Raw genomic sequence first — 16,909 nt, 5'->3', positions numbered from 1 at the left:
ATGAAAATATACGGGGCGGCACTGGGCGGCCAATCCTTTCCCGGCGGCGGAAACCCCGTCGGACTTGCAACAAGCCGGGGATGTCCCGCATATACTGAAGATACATGATTCCAAGGGGGCGAACATCTTGTTCGAAGCACTTTTGAGCCTGGCTCTTTCCGGCTTCCTCTTTTTCGTGCTTCACGTCGCGGGCTCCGGGTCTTTTCCCCGGCCGTTAACCGCGCAGGAGGAGAAGGAATGCCTGGAAAAAATGAAGAACGGGGATCCGAAAGCAAAAGCAGCACTGATCGAACATAATCTCAGACTGGTCGCACACATCATCAAAAAGTATTACTCCAGTTCCAGCGAACAGGACGACCTGATTTCCATTGGCACCATCGGGCTGATTAAAGCGGTGAATACCTTTGACAGTTCCAAGGGAATCCGGCTTTCCAGCTACGCGGCAAGATGTATTGAAAATGCTATTCTATCATTTCGGACACCGGTGACGCGGCAAAAAGAGGGGCGGCTGCTACGCCGTCCCCTCTTTTTGCCGTTCCCGAAGAATCCGAGTTGCGATCTCTTTCTTTTGTTCCACCGGACAGTGAATCCGCTCTATGTACTTCGCAATCGCGCTGCTGTGGACCGCGGCGACCCTTCTTTGCAGTTCCTTCTGTTTTTCCCCTTCGGCCGGATAGTAAACAAGGATATTCAACCGCTCCCCTCCATTGCATAAATTCCAGAGCATTTATATTCTTCTCCGAAATATTTTATGTAACGGAAAGGCTCTTTGCAGATTCCAGGGTCCATTTGATACCGAAATCAGGGAACAGAAACCTCCCTTGATCGTCCGCAGGAGTTCGGCCCGCGCAGACAATCAAGGGAGGCAGACAGGCAACCGGCCGGTTGCAAATTTTCAGCCCTGCACGCCGTAAATCAGGTTTGGCAGGACCAGGCTCAGGAATGGGACAAAGGTGATAATGATCAGCACAACAAGCAGCGCAAACATGAAGATCCAGCACTCGCGCACGAAATCGCTGATCTTGCATCCCGTAATGCCGCAGGTGGTGAACATCATGGAACCAAACGGAGGCGTCAGGCCCCCGAGCATGATGTTCACGATGCAGATCATGCCGAAATGGACCGGGTCGACCCCCATCGCCGTGACCACGGGCACCAGCAGGGGCGCGATGATCATCAGCGCGGCTCCGCCTTCGAGGAACATGCCCATGATCAGCAGGATCAGATTGCACAGCAGCAGCATGACGTACTTGTTCTGGGTCAGCGTGGTCATCCCGACGGCCACCATCTGGGGAATGCCCACCCAGGTCAGGTAATAGCCGAACACGCTGGCTGATACCATGATCATGACGACCGCCGCGCTGCCCGCGATCGATTCCTTCATGATGGGGATGAAGTCCCTTCTGAAGTTGAGTTTCTTGTACACGAATTTGCCGATGATCACGGCGTACAGAACCGCGATCGCGCCGCCTTCGGACGGCGTGAACATGCCGGCCCGCATGCCGAGGATGATGCCGAACGGAAAAAACAGTCCCCAGAAGGAAACCAGCGCCTGGCGGCCGATTTCCCCCAAAGTCGCGCGCTTTCCACGGCTCGGCTGATAATTGCGCTTTTTGGAGATATAAGCCACCGCCACCATCAGGGACAGGCCCATCAGGATCCCCGGAATATACCCGGCGGCAAACATGCGGCCCAGCGAGCAGCTTGCAAGCACGGCGTAGACGATCAGGTTGACTCCGGGCGGGATCACCGGCGTTGCAGCGGACGAGGCGGCGGTGATTGCAGTCGAAAACGCCTTGGAATACCCGCGTTCCTCCATCTGCGGCTCAAGCATCTTTGCTTCCATCGCGGCGTCCGCGTTCGCGGAGCCGGAGCAGCCGCCCATCAGCATGCTCAGCAGAACGTTGACCTGCGCGAGCCCTCCGCGCATATGCCCGGTCAGCACCTCCGCGAAATCCATCATCTTCTCGCTGATGCCCGAATAGTTCATGATCGACCCGGCCATGACGAAGAACGGAATCGCCAGCAGGTTAAAAGACTGCGAGCTTGTCAGCACCTTCTGCAGGATCAGATCCATCGGGGATGTCGTATCGATAAACGCGAAGTAGAAAAAAGTGGAGCCGAGCAGGGCGTACACAATCGGGATGCCGGCAAAATACAGGACAAACACCAGCAAAATCGGCAGGAATGCCAAAGAACTCACAGCTGCTCAGCCTCCTTTCCAAAAGATGTCATCGTTCTTAAATCCCGGATAAAAAACAGGATGGCCCACACCAGCGAAACCACAAAGCTGACGGCTACCGGCACGGTGTTCCACAGGACGGTTACCTGCATGACCTTGGAAAGATTCATGCGGGAATTCCACATATAGGTCAGACTAACCACGGCAAGAGTCCCGATGATCAGAATGACGACGGCGTTGATCACGCAGGCGAAAGCGGAGCGAATCCGATCCGGCAGAAGCCTCACCAGAAAGTCCACGCCCAGGTGCGTTCCCTGGCGAAAACAGACCTCGCCGCCCGCAAAAATGCTCCAGACAAAGAGCGTCGTCGCAACTTCTTCGCCCCAAACCAGCGGTTTGTTTGCAAAATAGCGGCAGAACACGTTGAGCAAAACAACCAGCGTCATTCCGATCATCGCCGCGCCGGTGATAATGGAGTCCAGATTGTACAAAAACAGTTTCAGTTTAGCTTTCATAAGTTTCCTTCTCAGTTGTTATGTATCGGGTTGCGTACGGAACTTTTCATGAAAATCAGCCGCGCATTTTCTTGAGTTCGGCCAGCAGCCTTTCATGGATGTCCGGCGAACATTTCTTGTCGGAAACCAGCCAGTCATAAACCTTGTCGCAGGATTTTGTGAAGGCGTCCATATCGACATCGTTGAATGTGACGCCAAGGCTCTTCAGCTTTTCGACGGTCCCCGCCTCGTCCTTCTCCGACGCGGCGCGGCAGTCCTTGGCGCCCTGAGCAAACTCTTCGTCAAGAATCTTGCGGTATTTTTCAGGAATGCTGTCGTAAACCTTGGTATTGATAAACGCGCCGCGGGTCGCGATAAAATGGCGGGTCAAAGCGACTTTCTTGACGACCTCGTAAGCGCCGGTGCCAAGCAGGGTGGATTCGGAACCTTCAAATCCGTTGACCGTGCCGGTCTGAATCGCCGATATGCACTCGGTAAACGCCATCGGAGTGGCGGCGGCACCCATGGCCTCGATCGTCTTGACAAACAGTGGGCTCTCCGTGCTGCGCAGTTTCATGCCCTTTAAATCGTCCGGAGTCTTGACGTCCTTGTTTGTGCAGAGGCTGCGGAATCCGAATTCATAATTCATCGAAAGGAAATGGAATCCAAGATCCTCGGCCTTTTTCTGCATCTCCTTGTAGAGGTCCGTGTCCTGCATTTTCTCCCACTCGTCGTTGTTCTGATAAAGCATCGGGCCGACCAGCGCGGCGAAATCGGGAACATAATCGCCCAGGTAGGAGGGCTCTTCGACGGCGATCCAGTTCGCCCCGCGCTTCACCTGCTCCATGCTGTCGTTATAAACGGAAAGCTGTCCCTGGCCGAAAACCTGGATTGTTATGTGCCCCTGCGTTTTTTCCGTTACGCTTTTTCCGATCGCCTCCATGGTTTTATAAACCTGCTCCTGCGGCTGGAACACATGGCTCAGCTTGATCGTAATGTGAAAATTATCATCATCCGACTTGCCGGCCGCCGCGGAACTGCCGGCCGAGGCGGCTCCGCCTCCTGTGCTGGTCGAAGATCCGCCGCATCCGCTCATTGTACCCAGAATCAGCGCCATGCCCAGAACACCGCTCACAGCCGTTTTCAGCAGGCTGCGAAAAGAGATTCTTGCTTTTTTCATAACGAAATCATTCCTTTCCTAAATCTTGTTGCGCTTATAACCTGCACGGTTCAAGAAGCTGACACCGCAAAAAGCCCTTATGAGCATTAAAAAAAAGCATCCTGCGAATGAGGACATACCCTGCCCCCGTCGCATTCTGCTTTTTACTCATAGCTCTTAAAGCATTCTGCATATTCAGTTTCCAAAACTACCAAATTTAGAATACCATAATCTTCCTGCGATAGCAAGGCACAAGATTACACATAATTTATATAATTTTTTATAAAAAATAACGAAATATGTTTATGTTGCCAAAAATCTTAGAGCTTCAGAAGAATTTGCCCCATCTCTCCCAATGAAGCATATACACCGTCCGGAATAACTTTTGATTTTGTCAGGTCCTCGGGCCGGGTTTCGCCGGTCATCACCAGGATCCCTTTCGCCCCGTTCTGAACGCCCGTCGCCACGTCGGTATAAAGCCGGTCGCCGACAAAAGCGATTTGTGGAGGAGCATAACCCGTTTGATCCAGAATCATTTCGACGGTCTCCGCGAACGGTTTGCCCAGATATTTCGGCTTCTTCCCGGTGGAAAGGCTGACGGCCGCGCAGAAGCTGCCGCAGTCAGGGATAAATCCCGTCTCCGTGGGACAGTTGATATCCAGATGCGTTGCAAGGAACAAAGCTCCGTTGCGGATATAAGTGCAGGCGTTGGAAAGTTTCTCATAGGTCAGTGTGGTGTCAAACGCCATAACGACAAGATCCGGCTGCTCCTGCGTGAGCGGGATCCCCGCTTCCCGGAAGCTCTCGATCAGAGGCGGCGTGCCCACCAGATAAACCGTCCTGCCGGGATAATGCGTCCTCAGGTAACGGATCGTCACGTCGCCGCTGGTCATAATCTGTTCTCTTGTGATGGGACAGCCCATCCCGGCGAGTTTGCGGATATAGTCCCCGGGAGAACGCGACGAATTATTGGTAAAGAACAAATAATCCCTTCCCGTCCGTTTCACCGCCCGCAGAAAATCCGCCGCGCCGGGAAGGATCCGGCCACCAAGATAAAATGTGCCGTCCAGATCAAGCACGAACAGCCGCGTGCTCCGCAGCAGCTCCATCCTGTTCTCCAAACATGTTCCTCCTTCCCTGTTTTGCGGCATGCAGGAATAGTCCGAAGCCGGAACCGGCGCGACCGCCTTTTCCGGCGGGGAAAAGGGTAAACAAAAAGCAGAGGTTGACAGAATTTGAGGGATTTCTCCCTGATCCTGTCGCCCCTGCTCTTTTCTCTTAAGGCGCATTCTGTTGCCCGATATTTACGGCGCTGTCAGTACTTTAACACCTCCATGGTGTATTTGTCAAATAAAAATTTGTTTTCATGAAAAATTTTGTTAAATTTTACAAACTATTTTCCGTTTCATTGTGCTATTTGATGATTTTATTTTTATCGGTTGATTTTCCCAAAGGAAAGTGTTAGGATAAATGACAGAAATCAATTAAAATATGCAGTACATAATTCGTGCCAGCACAGCCTCAGAGATCAGAGCAGGGGTAAAGCAAACGGAATGTAAATTCGGTTCGTTTGCGTTACTCTTTTTTGTTTTCTGGTTCTTCGCTGCGGCTGGTTCCAGGGGAGGAGTTCTGAACGGATTGGATACCGCCGCCTTTGTGAACGCTGTCGTTGCCAACCCGATCATCGCGGCAATTAAAGATGACGACGGCCTGGAAAAATGCCTTGTCTGCGATAATATCCGAATTGTCTTTGTCCTTTACGGGGATATCTGCAATATTCCCGGGATCGTCCGCCGCTTAAAAGCCGCCGGCAAAATTGCGGTTGTGCATGTCGACCTGATCATCGGGCTTTCCAATAAGGAAGTGGCCGTCGATTTCATTCACCACAGCACGCAGGCGGACGGAATCATTTCCACACGGCAGACCTTTATTCACCGCGCGAAAGAGCTTGATATGAATTCCATCCTGCGCGTATTCGTATTGGACTCCATCGCTCTTTCCAGCCTGGAAAAGCTGGAATCCGCCCATCCGGATTTTATCGACGTATTGCCGGGAACCATGCCGAAAACGATCCGCAAGGTCTGTTCCATTGTTTCCGTGCCGGTTCTGACCGGCGGGCTGATCGCCGACAAGGAGGACGTCATTGCCGCATTGGAAGCCGGCGCCGTAGCCATTTCAACAACCAATCAGGCAATCTGGGAAATGTAAGTATTTTCGGGATTTCAATTCGATACCGGTCTCACGACGAGCTGGAGAAATGCGTGAACCGAATGGATTCCGCTGCGCTTCATACGGGGCGGCGGAATCTGTTCGGTTCTTTTATTATCCGCCATCCATGGCCTTGTAATTTGCAGGAAAAGGAGCTGTCATTTTGTGTACGATATTGTAATTATCGGAGCCGGCGTATCCGGCTGCTCCATAGCGAGGGAACTTTCACGCTATCGCGCCGAAATTTGTGTCGTTGAAAAATGCGAGGATGTCTGCTGCGGCACATCCAAGGCAAACAGCGCGATCGTTCACGCCGGCTTTGACGCAGCGGCAGGCAGCCTGATGGCAAAGCTGAATGTGCGCGGAAACGAAATGATGGAGCCGCTTTCCAGGGAACTGGATTTTCTCTTCCGCCGCAACGGTTCCCTTGTCACCGCGCTGCGCGGGGAAGACCGGCCCAGCCTGACCGAGCTGTACCGGAACGGCCTTGCAAACGGCGTTAAGGGAATGAGGATCCTGGACCGGGAAGAACTGCGCGCCATGGAGCCCAATGTCGCGCCGGAAGCGGTCGCCGCTCTTTACGCTCCGACCGGCGGCATCGTGTGTCCCTTCGGACTGACGATCGCTCTGGCGGAAAACGCCTGCACGAACGGCGTGGAATTCCGGTTCAATACGGAAGTGAAAAATCTGCGGCCCGTCAAGGGAGGTTGGGAACTGAGCACCTCCAAGGGGCCGCTGGCGGCGAAATATATCGTAAACGCCGCCGGCGTTTACGCCGATATTTTCAACAATCTGGTCAGCGGGGTCAAAATCCATATTACGCCGCGGCGCGGCGACTACTGCCTGCTTGACAAATCAACCGGCGGCTTTGTCAGGCACACGGTTTTTCAGCTTCCGGGAAAATACGGCAAGGGCGTTCTGGTCAGCCCCACCGTGCACGGGAATACGATTATCGGCCCGACCGCCTTCGATATTTCCGACCGCGAAGGGAACAACACGACCGCCGAGGGTTTGCAGGAACTGATCGGGAAAGCCGGTAGAATGGTCAAAAATCTGCCGATCCGCCAGGTCATCACCAGCTTTGCGGGCCTGCGGGCGCACGAGGACCGCCATGAATTCATCATCGGCGAGGCCCCGGACGCGCCGGGCTTCATCAACTGCGCGGGCATCGAGTCCCCGGGGCTGACCTCTTCGCCCGCGATCGGCGAAATGGTGGCGAACCTGCTGCGCGGCAAGCTGGAGCTACAGCCGAATCCTGATTTTAACGGCGTGCGCAAGGGCGTTCTGGACCCCGGCAGGCTCAGCCGTGAGGAATATGAGCAGCTCATCCGGGAAAAGCCGGAGTACGGCAATCTAATCTGCCGATGCGAAATGATCACCGAGGGGGAGATTCTGGACGCGATCCACCGCCCGCTGGGCGCCAGAAGCCTGGACGGGGTCAAGCGCCGCACCCGGGCCGGGATGGGCCGGTGCCAGGCGGGGTTCTGCACCCCGCGCACCATGGAAATTCTCGCCCGCGAGCTGGGAATCCCCCAGCCCGAAATTACAAAATGCGGCGGCGCGTCCAACCTGATCGTAGGCGCCAACAAGGATGTACTGTGAGGAGGAATGCCAAATGAAACAATACGATATCGTCATCATCGGCGGCGGCCCCGCCGGCCTCGCCGCGGCAGTTTCCGCCCGCGACGCCGGCGCGCGCGGCATTCTGATCCTGGAGCGCGACTCCCGGCTGGGGGGCATTCTGAACCAGTGCATTCACAACGGTTTCGGCCTGCACACCTTCCATGAAGAGCTGACCGGCCCGGAATACGCCCAACGGTTCGCCGACGAGGTCCGCAAAAGGAAGATCGAATATAAGCTCGGCACGATGGTGGTCGGCATCACCCGCGAAAAGGTGGTGACCGCCGTGAACCCCTCCGACGGCCTGATCGACATTCAGGCAAAAGCCGTTATCCTGGCCATGGGCTGCCGGGAGCGCAGCCGCGGCGCGCTGAACATCCCGGGCTACCGCCCCGCGGGCATCTACAGCGCCGGCACGGCGCAGCGCCTGGTCAACGTCGAGGGCTACCTGCCCGGCCGCCGCGCGATCATCCTCGGCAGCGGCGACATCGGCCTGATCATGGCGCGGCGCATGACGCTGGAGGGTGCGAAAGTTCTGGCCGTGGCGGAACTAATGCCGTATTCCGGCGGTTTGAAGCGCAACATCGTCCAATGCCTGGACGACTTTCATATCCCGCTGAAGCTGAGCACCACCGTCGTGGATATCGAAGGGAAGGAGCGCGTCAGCGGAATCACGCTGGCCAAGGTGGACGAAAACCACAGACCCATCCCGGGCACGGAAGAGCATTACGACTGCGACACGCTGCTGCTGAGCTGCGGCCTGATTCCCGAAAACGAGCTGAGCCGGGGAATGGGCGTGCAAATCAATTCCGTCACAAACGGCCCGTGCGTCAACGAGAGCCTGGAGACCAGCATCCCCGGCGTGTTCGCCGCCGGAAACGTACTGCACGTTCACGACCTGGTGGACTATGTCAGTGAAGAGGCCGCAGCCGCGGGCAAGGCCGCGGCCGGATACGCGGCTGCGGGCGGAGCGGAGGCTGTTCGCCGGGAAATCCCGATCGAAACCTCAGGAGGCCCCCGCTATACCGTGCCCTGCACCATCGACCCCTCCCGCATGCCGGAAAAACTCACGGTCCGCTTCCGGGTCGGCGGCGTCATCAAAGACAAGGCCGTCAGCGTCTACTTCGGAGAGGACCGCATCATTCACCGCAGGCGCCCCGTAATGGCCCCCGGCGAGATGGAGGAAATTGTACTGACCAGAAAAAATTTCGAAGACCACCCCGGTCTTTCCAAGATCAGGATCTGCGTGGAAAGTGTGTGATTTTATCATGGAAAAGCGCAATTTGATCTGCATTGGCTGTCCGCTGGGCTGCCCGGTCACGGTGGAGCTGGACGGCCGGAACATCGTTTCCGTCACAGGAAACACCTGCCCGCGCGGCGATGCCTACGCCCGCAAGGAAGTGACAAACCCGACCCGCATCGTGACCAGCACGGTCCGGGTTTCCGGAAGCATCACCGGCGCGGCGACCGTCTCCTGCAAGACCCGGACGGACGTCCCGAAACAGAAAATTTTCGAGGTGATCCGCGGCATAAAGGACATCACGATACCCGCGCCTGTCCATATCGGCGATGTCATACGGCCGGACGTCGCCGGAACCGGCGTGGATCTGGTCGCGACAAAGGACGTCGAATGACGGCCCTCCGGCCATCCGCTCCACCCCCCGGATGGGATTCTTCTGCAGGCGGGACTGTCAGATGAAATATTTTTAGGAGGCGATTATCATTGTATTTTTTTATAGCGCCGTATTCCTGATTTTTCTCTATATCTTCATCACCGGCTTTCACGACGAGGGAAATCTGATCGCCACCATCATCGCCTCGCGTTCGCTGAACGTCCCGTTTATTTTCGCGCTCGCTTTTCTTTCCCAGTTTTTCGGCACCGCCCTGCTGGGAACGAAGGTCGCGGAAAGCACGGTGTTCGGCCTGTTCCATGTCGACCCGATTCTGAAAAACCCGGGCGGGACCGCGGAAATGATCTCCGCGGCAATGCTGGGGGCAATCGTCTGGAATATCGTCACATGGATCATAAGAATCCCCTCCAGCTCGTCCCATGCGATCGTCGGCGGGATGCTGGGGCCGTTTGTGATGAAGTTCGGGTTTTCCGTGATCAATGTCAGGGGGCTTCTGCTCAGCGTGCTTCTCCCCCTGTTCACATCGCCGATCATCGGATTTATTTTCGGATATTTTATTTTCAAGCTGAATAAAGTGATTTTTGAAGGCCGCGGCGTACAAATCAAAAAGATGTTTCAAGGAATGCAGGCCAGCACCTGCATTCTGAGCAACGCCTTTCAGGGTTCAAACGACGCCCAGAAGGGGATTGGAGTTCTTGCCCTGCTTTTGATGGCCTTTTCCGGCTCCTCCGAATTCAGGGCGTCACAGAACGTCATGCTGCTCTCGGCTTTGACCATCTCTCTCGGCCTGGTGCTTGGCGGGATGAAAATGATCAACAGCGTTGGAACGAAAATCTACAACGTCAAGTCGCTGCACTCCCTGAGCGCCCAGATTTCATCCCTGTTCGTCATCACCGGGGCGTCGGTCATGGGTTTTCCCGTAAGCGGAACGCAAATCGTGAATTCCTCCATTTTCGGCGTCGGCGCGGCCGACCGGCCCAACGCGGTCGGCTGGCTCTACGCGAAAGACATGCTGACCGCGTGGCTGATCACGATTCCAGCTTCCTTTTTCATTTCTTCCGTGTTTTACTGGATCATTCACAGAATAGGAGGGTAAACGCACATGAAATTATTGAAGATCTTCGGCTGCAACGTCGATTTTTTCCAACTGCTCCGGGAGCAGTCGGAGTATATCCTGAAAGCCGTGCGTGCGCTTGACTCCTATGTGCAGAGCCTCAACCCCGACGATGCGGATGAGGTCAAATCCCTGGAGGAGCAGGCGGACCGGAAACGATTCGAGCTGGTGCAGGGCCTGGACAGCACCTTTATCACCCCCTACGACCGGGAGGACATCTACATGCTCTCCAAATCGCTGGACGACATTCTCGACTATTACAAGACGACCGTAAAGGAAATGGAAATCTATCAGATCGGCCAAAGTCCTGAACTGGCCGAATTCATCGCCGTTTTAAAGGATGCGAGCGTGAACATTCACAACGCGGTGTGCTGCATGGAAAAAAAGCCGAAAGCGGCGGTTCAGTGCGCCGTCAAAGCGAAAAAGTGTGAAAACAAGGTGGAATCCATCTACCGCCACTCCGTGGCCGCTCTGCTGATGGGGGACGATATCAAATATATCCTGAAAATGCGCGAGCTGTACCGGCACCTGAGCAATTGTGCGGACCGGATCGACGAAGCGTCCGACATGATCTGCCACATCCTCATGAAGGAAATTTCCTGATCCAACCGGCAACGAAGCCGGTTGGGGCGGCGCCCTCCCCCCTTCTCCGTGCGGATTTCCGCCCGTCAGCCGTCCCCGTTTCTCGACCGGCTGTGACTTCGGGCCGTGATATACTGGAATAAAGTACGGAACGGGCGAGGTTGGGGAGAGATGGAAAAGCAGGTTCAAACGCGGATCGCGATCTATTCGCGCAAGTCGAGGTTTACAGGAAAAGGCGAGAGCATTGAAAACCAGATCGAGCTCTGCCGGCAGTATATCGCGCAGGATTACGGCGCGGCGGAAGACAGCCTCCTCGTCTATGAGGACGAGGGTTTCTCCGGCGGCAGCACGGACCGTCCGCAGTTTAAAAAAATGATGGCGGATGCCAGGGGGAAAAAATTCTCCATCCTTGTCTGCTACCGTCTTGACCGGATCAGCCGCAATATCGGAGATTTCGCCAGACTGATCGAAGAACTGGGTTCCCTGTCGATCTCCTTTGTTTCCATCCGGGAGCAATTTGACACCGCTTCGCCCATGGGGCGCGCCATGATGTATATCGCTTCCGTGTTTTCACAGCTGGAGCGGGAAACAACGGCGGAGCGGATCCGGGACAACATGCGGGAACTTGCCAAGACCGGCCGCTGGCTGGGAGGAACAACGCCGACGGGATACCGGTCCCAGCCAATCGAGAAGGCCGCCTCAGATGGAAAGACCCGCAGGGCCTTTCGGCTGGTCTTTCAGCCCGACGAAATCAAAACGGTCCGGCTGATCTTTCAGAAATTCCTGGAAACGGATTCCCTGACCCAGGTGGAAACGTTCCTGATCCAAAACAGCATTCCGTCAAAAACCGGGAAGCGATATACCCGGTTCGCAATCAAAAACATTCTGGAGAACCCCGTTTACATGGCCGCCGATCCGGACGCCTATCGCTATTTTGCAGGTTCCGGCGCCGAGCTCTGCGCGGCGGAGAAAGACTTTGACGGCAGTCACGGCATCATGGCCTACAATAAGACGCTTCAGCAGCACGGCAAAGCGAACCGGGCGCGGGAAATGTCCAACTGGATCGTCGCCATCGGCAGGCACCAGGGGATCCTGTCCGGGGAGGACTGGATCCGCGTGCAGAAGATGCTGGAACGGAATAAGTCGAAATCCTACCGCAAACCAAAGAACAACACCGCTCTGCTTTCCGGGCTGCTTCGATGCGGGAGATGCGGCTCCTACCTGCGTCCCAAGCTGACCCGGCGGAAAAATCGGGATGGAGAGCCGGTCTACACCTACCTGTGCGAGCTCAAGGAAAAAAGCCGGGGCCGGAAATGTTCCGTTCCGAATATCAACGGCAATTCTCTCGATCAGGCCGTCTGCTCCGAAATCATCAGCCTTCCGGAGGACGGCTCCGCTTTTCTTCAGCATTTGAAAGCCTGCTGTCAGGCCCTGAAGGAGGACAGGGATGATCTGGACACAGAGCTGGAACGGCTGAACCAGTCCATCCAAAACGCGGAAAAAGCAATTTCAAACCTCGTCTCCGCTCTCGCGGAAGGCCGAAGCAGCGCCGCAAGCCGGTACATCATCAGGCAGATCGACGAATGGAAGGAAAAAGAAGATTCCCTTGAAGCGGGAATTCAGCAGTTGAAAGACCGGGCGGAAATCCGCTTTCTGCCGGACGAACAAATTGAAATGGCAGCGGACGCGCTTCGTTCCTTTTCGTCAGCTTTCGGCTCCATGACCGTCGATGAAAAGCGCTGCGCGCTGCGCTCCCTGATCGACCGCGTTGTCTGGGACGGGGAAACGGTCAGCATCTGTCTGTTCGGCGCCGGCCCCGAGGCCACTGCCGACGGCGGAGATTCCACAGCGGGAGAATAGCAAATGAAGTCCTGATGTATTTTCGTTCCTCCAAAAAAAGCGCGCAGGATATTTCCATCAACGAACCGATCGACACCGACAAAGACGGCAACACCCTTACTCTGATCGACATTATGGCGACGGAAGACAATATCCTTGACAATCTGGATTACAAGATGAAGTCCGAACAGCTGAAAAAATACATAGACAATGTGCTGTCCCCCCGCGAGAGGACCATTATCCGCCTCCGGTACGGCCTGGACGGCATTGAGCCGCTGACCCAGCGGGAGGTGGCTCAGAAGCTCGGCATTTCCCGCTCCTATGTATCGCGTATCGAAAAGAAATCGCTCGCAGCGCTAAATAAGCGCTTCAGTAAATGACACTGCGGCGCCCGGCAAAAAACCGGGGCAGCCCCCCAAATGAGAAAGCCGCCGGCCCGAATTCGGGCCGGCGGCTTTCTGAGTTTCTCTCAGGGAATATTTTGAATCGCATTGGTTAAAAGCGGAACCACCTGTTTTTTTCGGGAGACCACGCCGTCAAGATACACTTCGCTGTCCTTCGGCTCCGCCCCGAAGGCATCCCGGATCAGTTCCTCCTCTTTCCCGGAATACAGCAGGTGGGAGCTTTCCCTGACGATATCCGTCATCATCAGCAGCAACAGGCTGTAGCCCTTTTGTTGCTGCACTTCTTCCATGCGTTTTAAAAGACTGTTTTTCAGATCCTTCGCGTTTCCGGGGTCCCCGGCGTTGATCTGTCCGATCCCGATTTTATACCGGCCCAGGTTGTAATCCTTGAAGTCGCTGTAAAGGATCTGATTCGGGCTCATATCCGCGAGGGAAGAACCTGCCTGAAACATTTCGGCCGCAAAGGAATCCGCGTCCAATCCGGCGATTTCGGCCAGCTGAGAGACCGTTTCGCGGTCCAGATAAGTGGTCGTGGGCGATTTCAGGTTCAGGGTATCGGAAAGAATCGCCGAGCAGAGGATTCCCGCGATTTCCTTCATCGGCCGGATTCCGTTTTCCACATACATGTTCGCAATCAGTGTCGCCGTGCTTCCCACCGTATCGTTGCGAAAATAGACGGGCGACCCCGTCTGGATGTCTCCGATGCGGTGATGATCGATGATTTCCATGATTTCAGCCTGGTCGATCCCGTCCACCGTTTGGGACTTCTCATTGTGGTCCAGGAGAATGACCTTCTTTTTCCGCGGGGAGATCAAATGGTAACGGTACACAAATCCCTTGACCATTCCGTCGTCGTCGACGATCGGATAACTGCGGAACCGCGTCTGAAGCATCTTGTCCCGGATGGAATCAATAAAATCATGAAGGTTAAAGCAGATCAGGTTGTTCCTGGTCATTACGTAACCTACGGGAATGCTCTGGTTGATCAGCCGCGCGGCGGTGAACGTATCGTGGTTTGTCTCCATCACGATGCATTTTTCCTGCTCCGCGAGCTCCAGAACGTCTTTGTCCACCCGCCCGCCGCAGGTGGCGATCATACAGCCGACTCCGGCTTTCAGCACCTTCATCTGGCTGTCTTTCCGGTTGCCGACCAATACGATATCGTTCTTCTCCACAAACGGCTCCAGGCTGTCGGGAGCCATGGTCGCAATCACTACCTTACCCGCGGACCGGAACACATCATCTATATTTCCATAAACCAGTTTCGCGTTCAGGGTCTCTGTCACATTGCGCAGCGGCGTGTGGCTTTTGGACAGCACGTTGTTCCCCTGGGAAGCCATATAGCTGTTGGTGATGTCGGAGAGCGAGATGATTCCGAGCAATTTTCCCCCGTCGTCGGTAACCGGCAGGACCTGCTTATTGTTCTTCTGCATGATGTTCCAAGCCGTTTTGATGGAGATGTCCTCCGATACAGGAGGAATGACATCCAGATCCAGATCGGAGACCTGAGTTTTGACAGTTTCCAGATATTCCGGTTCCTTGACTCCAAAGTAGTCCAACACAAACGCCGTTTCCTTATTGATGCTGCCGATCCGGACCGGCACCGCCTTGACCCCCAGCCTCTTTTTCAGTTCGGCATAAGCGATGGAAGAACAGATGGAGTCTGTATCAGGATTTTTATGTCCGGTGATATAGACGGTCTCGTTCATGAAAGATACCTCTTTAAAAAAAAATAACGCTTACAAGCGTACTACCTTTTTCAGACAAGGAAACAACCCTGCTGAACTAACATACAGAATAAATCATTTCTCCTTTTCAGTCAAGCAAAAAAATCCCAGAATGCAGTACTTTTTTAAATTTTCTGCATATTTTTTGTGTATTCATTCAAAAAATGTCTGCTCCAAAAGGCATGAGCGCGAGTTTCGCAATCTTAAAACACTGGATTCCAAAGGGGATTCCGATCACCGTAACGCAGAACAGCACTCCGATGACAGCCGCCTCCGCTGCAAGCGCGAGGCCCCCGAAAATCAGCCAGAGCAGATTCAGCAGCACGGACCCCGCGCCGCCGCCGAACCGGACTTCCTTCCCGAATGGGAAGAACGCCAGCTCCGAAAATTTAAAGCACTGAACGCCGACCGGAATCCCGGCGACCGTCAAGCACCAAAGAACGCCGAGCACCAGCCAGCTCAGACCCATCACACATCCGCCCAAAAGAAACCAGATCACATTTCCAAGGCATCCCATATCCTAAATTCCCCTGCTGTTTCCCTTTCATGATTTTTTACCGCCGGATATAAACCGCGCACCCGAATCGGCATCTTATCTGTATTATATTCCACGGCTCCTTCGTCCGCAATGGGAATCATTCACACTTCAAAAAAGACAAGGGGCGAAATCAGACGCCCCGAAGAGGCACCATCCTCGTCCTCGTATAACAAAAGCACCAAATGAAGCGGATTTCAGCCCCAGACATCCTCCGCGATTTTTTGCAACAGCCGGATTTTGTCCCATTGCTGCTGCTCCGTCATGATATTTCCTTCCTCCGTGGAAGAAAAACCGCACTGCGGACTCAGGCAAAGCTGTTCCAGCGGCACATACCCGGCTGCTTCTTCGATTCTCTTCCTGACAAATTCTTCTTTTTCAAGCTGCGGAAATTTTGAAGTAATCAGACCGAGCACGACCTGCTGGTTACGAATATGGCGGAGCGGTTCAAAACCTCCCGCCCTGTCGGAATCGTATTCAAGAAAGAATCCGTCAACATGGCAGTTTCCAAACAGGATCTCCGCCACCGCTTCATACCCCCCGGAAGAGAACCATGTAGAACGGAAATTCCCCCTGCAGATATGCATGGTGATCACCATGTCCTTCGGTTTGGCTTCCAAAGCCAGATTAATCATAGCGACGTACTCTTTTTCGATTTCATCCAGATTCAGGCCCCGTTCCGCGTAAGCCCGGCGCTTCTGAGGATCGCAGAATTCGCCCCAGGATGTGTCGTCAAACTGCAGGTAGCGGCATCCGGCGTCATAAAACGCGCGGATCGCCTTTTGATAAGCCCCTGCAATATCACGGTACAGCTTCCGAGGGTCTTCATATTCCGGGATCGGCCGGTAGTTTTCGGCTCTGACGCAGCAGATCAGATGCAGCATCGAGGGGGAGGGGATGGTCATTTTGCACAGCGTACCGCCGGCCACGGAGCGGAGGTATTCAAAATGCCCGACGAAGGGATGGTCCCCGAAATCCACCTTCCCGACGATTTCCAAGGTGGCGGCTTTAGGCTGGCGTTCTTTGAATGCGACCGACCAGTGCTCGGCTTTGACCTCGTTGACCCCTTTCAAAGCCGCCAGAAAATCCAGATGCCAGTATCGGCGCCGGAATTCCCCGTCGGTTACCGCCTGCAGGCCGGCCTTCTTCTCCTGTTCCACCAGTGCCCGGATCGCGCCGTCCTCCGCCTCTTTGAGCTGCTCCGGGCCGATTTCACCGCGCCCGTAAGCCTCCCGGACTCTTTTCAGTTCCGCAGGGCGCAGAAAGCTCCCCACAATGTCCGCGCGAAAAGGCGCCGTGTTCCGTTTCGCCATAGTAATCACGTTCCTTCCTGAATCTCGGTATTTCATTTGAACCGTTTCATCTTCAGTATAAACGTTCACAGGAGACTTAAAAAATACTTTCTTTCTATTCA

General features: G+C 54.7%; 16 protein-coding genes. 9 read left to right on the top strand and 7 right to left on the bottom strand.

From position 1 onward, the window contains the following. The first annotated feature begins 127 nt into the window (after positions 1 to 127). Positions 128 to 715, top strand: a complete 588-nt coding sequence (locus EQM14_RS04205) for a sigma-70 family RNA polymerase sigma factor (protein WP_128741775.1) — start codon at positions 128 to 130, stop codon at positions 713 to 715. Positions 716 to 895: 180 nt separating this feature from the next. Here EQM14_RS04205 and EQM14_RS04200 read toward each other — a convergent pair whose 3' ends face one another. The 4 genes from EQM14_RS04200 to EQM14_RS04185 all read right to left on the bottom strand — a co-directional run bounded on the left by EQM14_RS04200 (position 896) and on the right by EQM14_RS04185 (position 4,956). Further along, a complete protein-coding gene (locus tag EQM14_RS04200; protein WP_243112616.1) occupies positions 896 to 2,203 on the bottom strand; it encodes a TRAP transporter large permease in 1,308 nt (435 codons plus the stop codon). Then, positions 2,200 to 2,697: a TRAP transporter small permease gene (locus tag EQM14_RS04195; protein ID WP_128741774.1), complete on the bottom strand. Its 498-nt coding sequence runs from the start codon at positions 2,695 to 2,697 to the stop codon at positions 2,200 to 2,202. Before EQM14_RS04195 ends, EQM14_RS04200 begins: the two co-directional genes overlap by 4 nt. Before the next feature lie 55 nt (positions 2,698 to 2,752). Then, positions 2,753 to 3,856 (bottom strand): C4-dicarboxylate TRAP transporter substrate-binding protein, encoded by a 1,104-nt coding sequence (locus EQM14_RS04190; RefSeq protein WP_128741773.1) that lies wholly within the window; start codon positions 3,854 to 3,856, stop codon positions 2,753 to 2,755. A 299-nt stretch (positions 3,857 to 4,155) separates the two neighbouring features. Next, positions 4,156 to 4,956, bottom strand: a complete 801-nt coding sequence (locus EQM14_RS04185; RefSeq protein ID WP_442861472.1) for an HAD-IIA family hydrolase — start codon at positions 4,954 to 4,956, stop codon at positions 4,156 to 4,158. Between the two features lie 517 nt (positions 4,957 to 5,473). On the opposite strand from EQM14_RS04185, the gene EQM14_RS04180 reads away from it, so the two are divergent. The 8 genes from EQM14_RS04180 (at position 5,474) to EQM14_RS04145 (ending at position 13,209) form a co-directional block, all read left to right on the top strand. Next, the gene (locus EQM14_RS04180) at positions 5,474 to 6,043 is read left to right on the top strand and encodes a glycerol-3-phosphate responsive antiterminator (RefSeq protein ID WP_243112615.1); all 570 of its coding nucleotides are present in this window, start codon (positions 5,474 to 5,476) and stop codon (positions 6,041 to 6,043) included. A gap of 165 nt (positions 6,044 to 6,208) precedes the next feature. Continuing rightward, positions 6,209 to 7,645, top strand: a complete 1,437-nt coding sequence (locus EQM14_RS04175) for an NAD(P)/FAD-dependent oxidoreductase (protein WP_128741771.1) — start codon at positions 6,209 to 6,211, stop codon at positions 7,643 to 7,645. Between the two features lie 13 nt (positions 7,646 to 7,658). Further along, entirely contained in the window at positions 7,659 to 8,924 is a 1,266-nt protein-coding gene (locus tag EQM14_RS04170; RefSeq protein WP_128741770.1) for an NAD(P)/FAD-dependent oxidoreductase, read from the top strand. A 7-nt stretch (positions 8,925 to 8,931) separates the two neighbouring features. Continuing rightward, positions 8,932 to 9,297, top strand: coding sequence for a DUF1667 domain-containing protein (locus tag EQM14_RS04165; RefSeq protein WP_128741769.1), 366 nt, complete (start codon positions 8,932 to 8,934; stop codon positions 9,295 to 9,297). An 82-nt stretch (positions 9,298 to 9,379) separates the two neighbouring features. Beyond that, positions 9,380 to 10,390: an inorganic phosphate transporter gene (locus tag EQM14_RS04160; RefSeq protein ID WP_128741768.1), complete on the top strand. Its 1,011-nt coding sequence runs from the start codon at positions 9,380 to 9,382 to the stop codon at positions 10,388 to 10,390. A 6-nt stretch (positions 10,391 to 10,396) separates the two neighbouring features. Continuing rightward, positions 10,397 to 11,011, top strand: coding sequence for a DUF47 domain-containing protein (locus EQM14_RS04155; RefSeq protein ID WP_128741767.1), 615 nt, complete (start codon positions 10,397 to 10,399; stop codon positions 11,009 to 11,011). A gap of 150 nt (positions 11,012 to 11,161) precedes the next feature. Next, the gene (locus EQM14_RS04150; RefSeq protein WP_128741766.1) at positions 11,162 to 12,850 is read left to right on the top strand and encodes a recombinase family protein; all 1,689 of its coding nucleotides are present in this window, start codon (positions 11,162 to 11,164) and stop codon (positions 12,848 to 12,850) included. 14 nt (positions 12,851 to 12,864) lie between these two features. After that, on the top strand, positions 12,865 to 13,209 hold the full coding sequence (locus tag EQM14_RS04145; protein ID WP_128741765.1) for a sigma-70 family RNA polymerase sigma factor: 345 nt from the start codon (positions 12,865 to 12,867) through the stop codon (positions 13,207 to 13,209). An 89-nt stretch (positions 13,210 to 13,298) separates the two neighbouring features. On the opposite strand, the gene EQM14_RS04140 is transcribed toward EQM14_RS04145, so the two are convergent. The 3 genes from EQM14_RS04140 to EQM14_RS04130 all read right to left on the bottom strand — a co-directional run bounded on the left by EQM14_RS04140 (position 13,299) and on the right by EQM14_RS04130 (position 16,808). After that, positions 13,299 to 14,942, bottom strand: a complete 1,644-nt coding sequence (locus tag EQM14_RS04140; RefSeq protein WP_128741764.1) for a putative manganese-dependent inorganic diphosphatase — start codon at positions 14,940 to 14,942, stop codon at positions 13,299 to 13,301. Between the two features lie 175 nt (positions 14,943 to 15,117). Next, a complete protein-coding gene (locus EQM14_RS04135) occupies positions 15,118 to 15,477 on the bottom strand; it encodes a YccF domain-containing protein (protein WP_128741763.1) in 360 nt (119 codons plus the stop codon). A gap of 215 nt (positions 15,478 to 15,692) precedes the next feature. Beyond that, positions 15,693 to 16,808: a 5-methyltetrahydropteroyltriglutamate--homocysteine S-methyltransferase gene (locus EQM14_RS04130; RefSeq protein WP_128741762.1), complete on the bottom strand. Its 1,116-nt coding sequence runs from the start codon at positions 16,806 to 16,808 to the stop codon at positions 15,693 to 15,695. Between the last annotated feature and the right edge of the window lie 101 nt (positions 16,809 to 16,909).

This window comes from Caproiciproducens sp. NJN-50 (assembly GCF_004103755.1).
Lineage (GTDB): Bacteria > Bacillota > Clostridia > Oscillospirales > Acutalibacteraceae > Caproicibacter.
The sequence above is the reverse complement of the archived record's forward strand: the minus strand, read 5'-3'. Positions and strand labels throughout refer to the sequence as shown.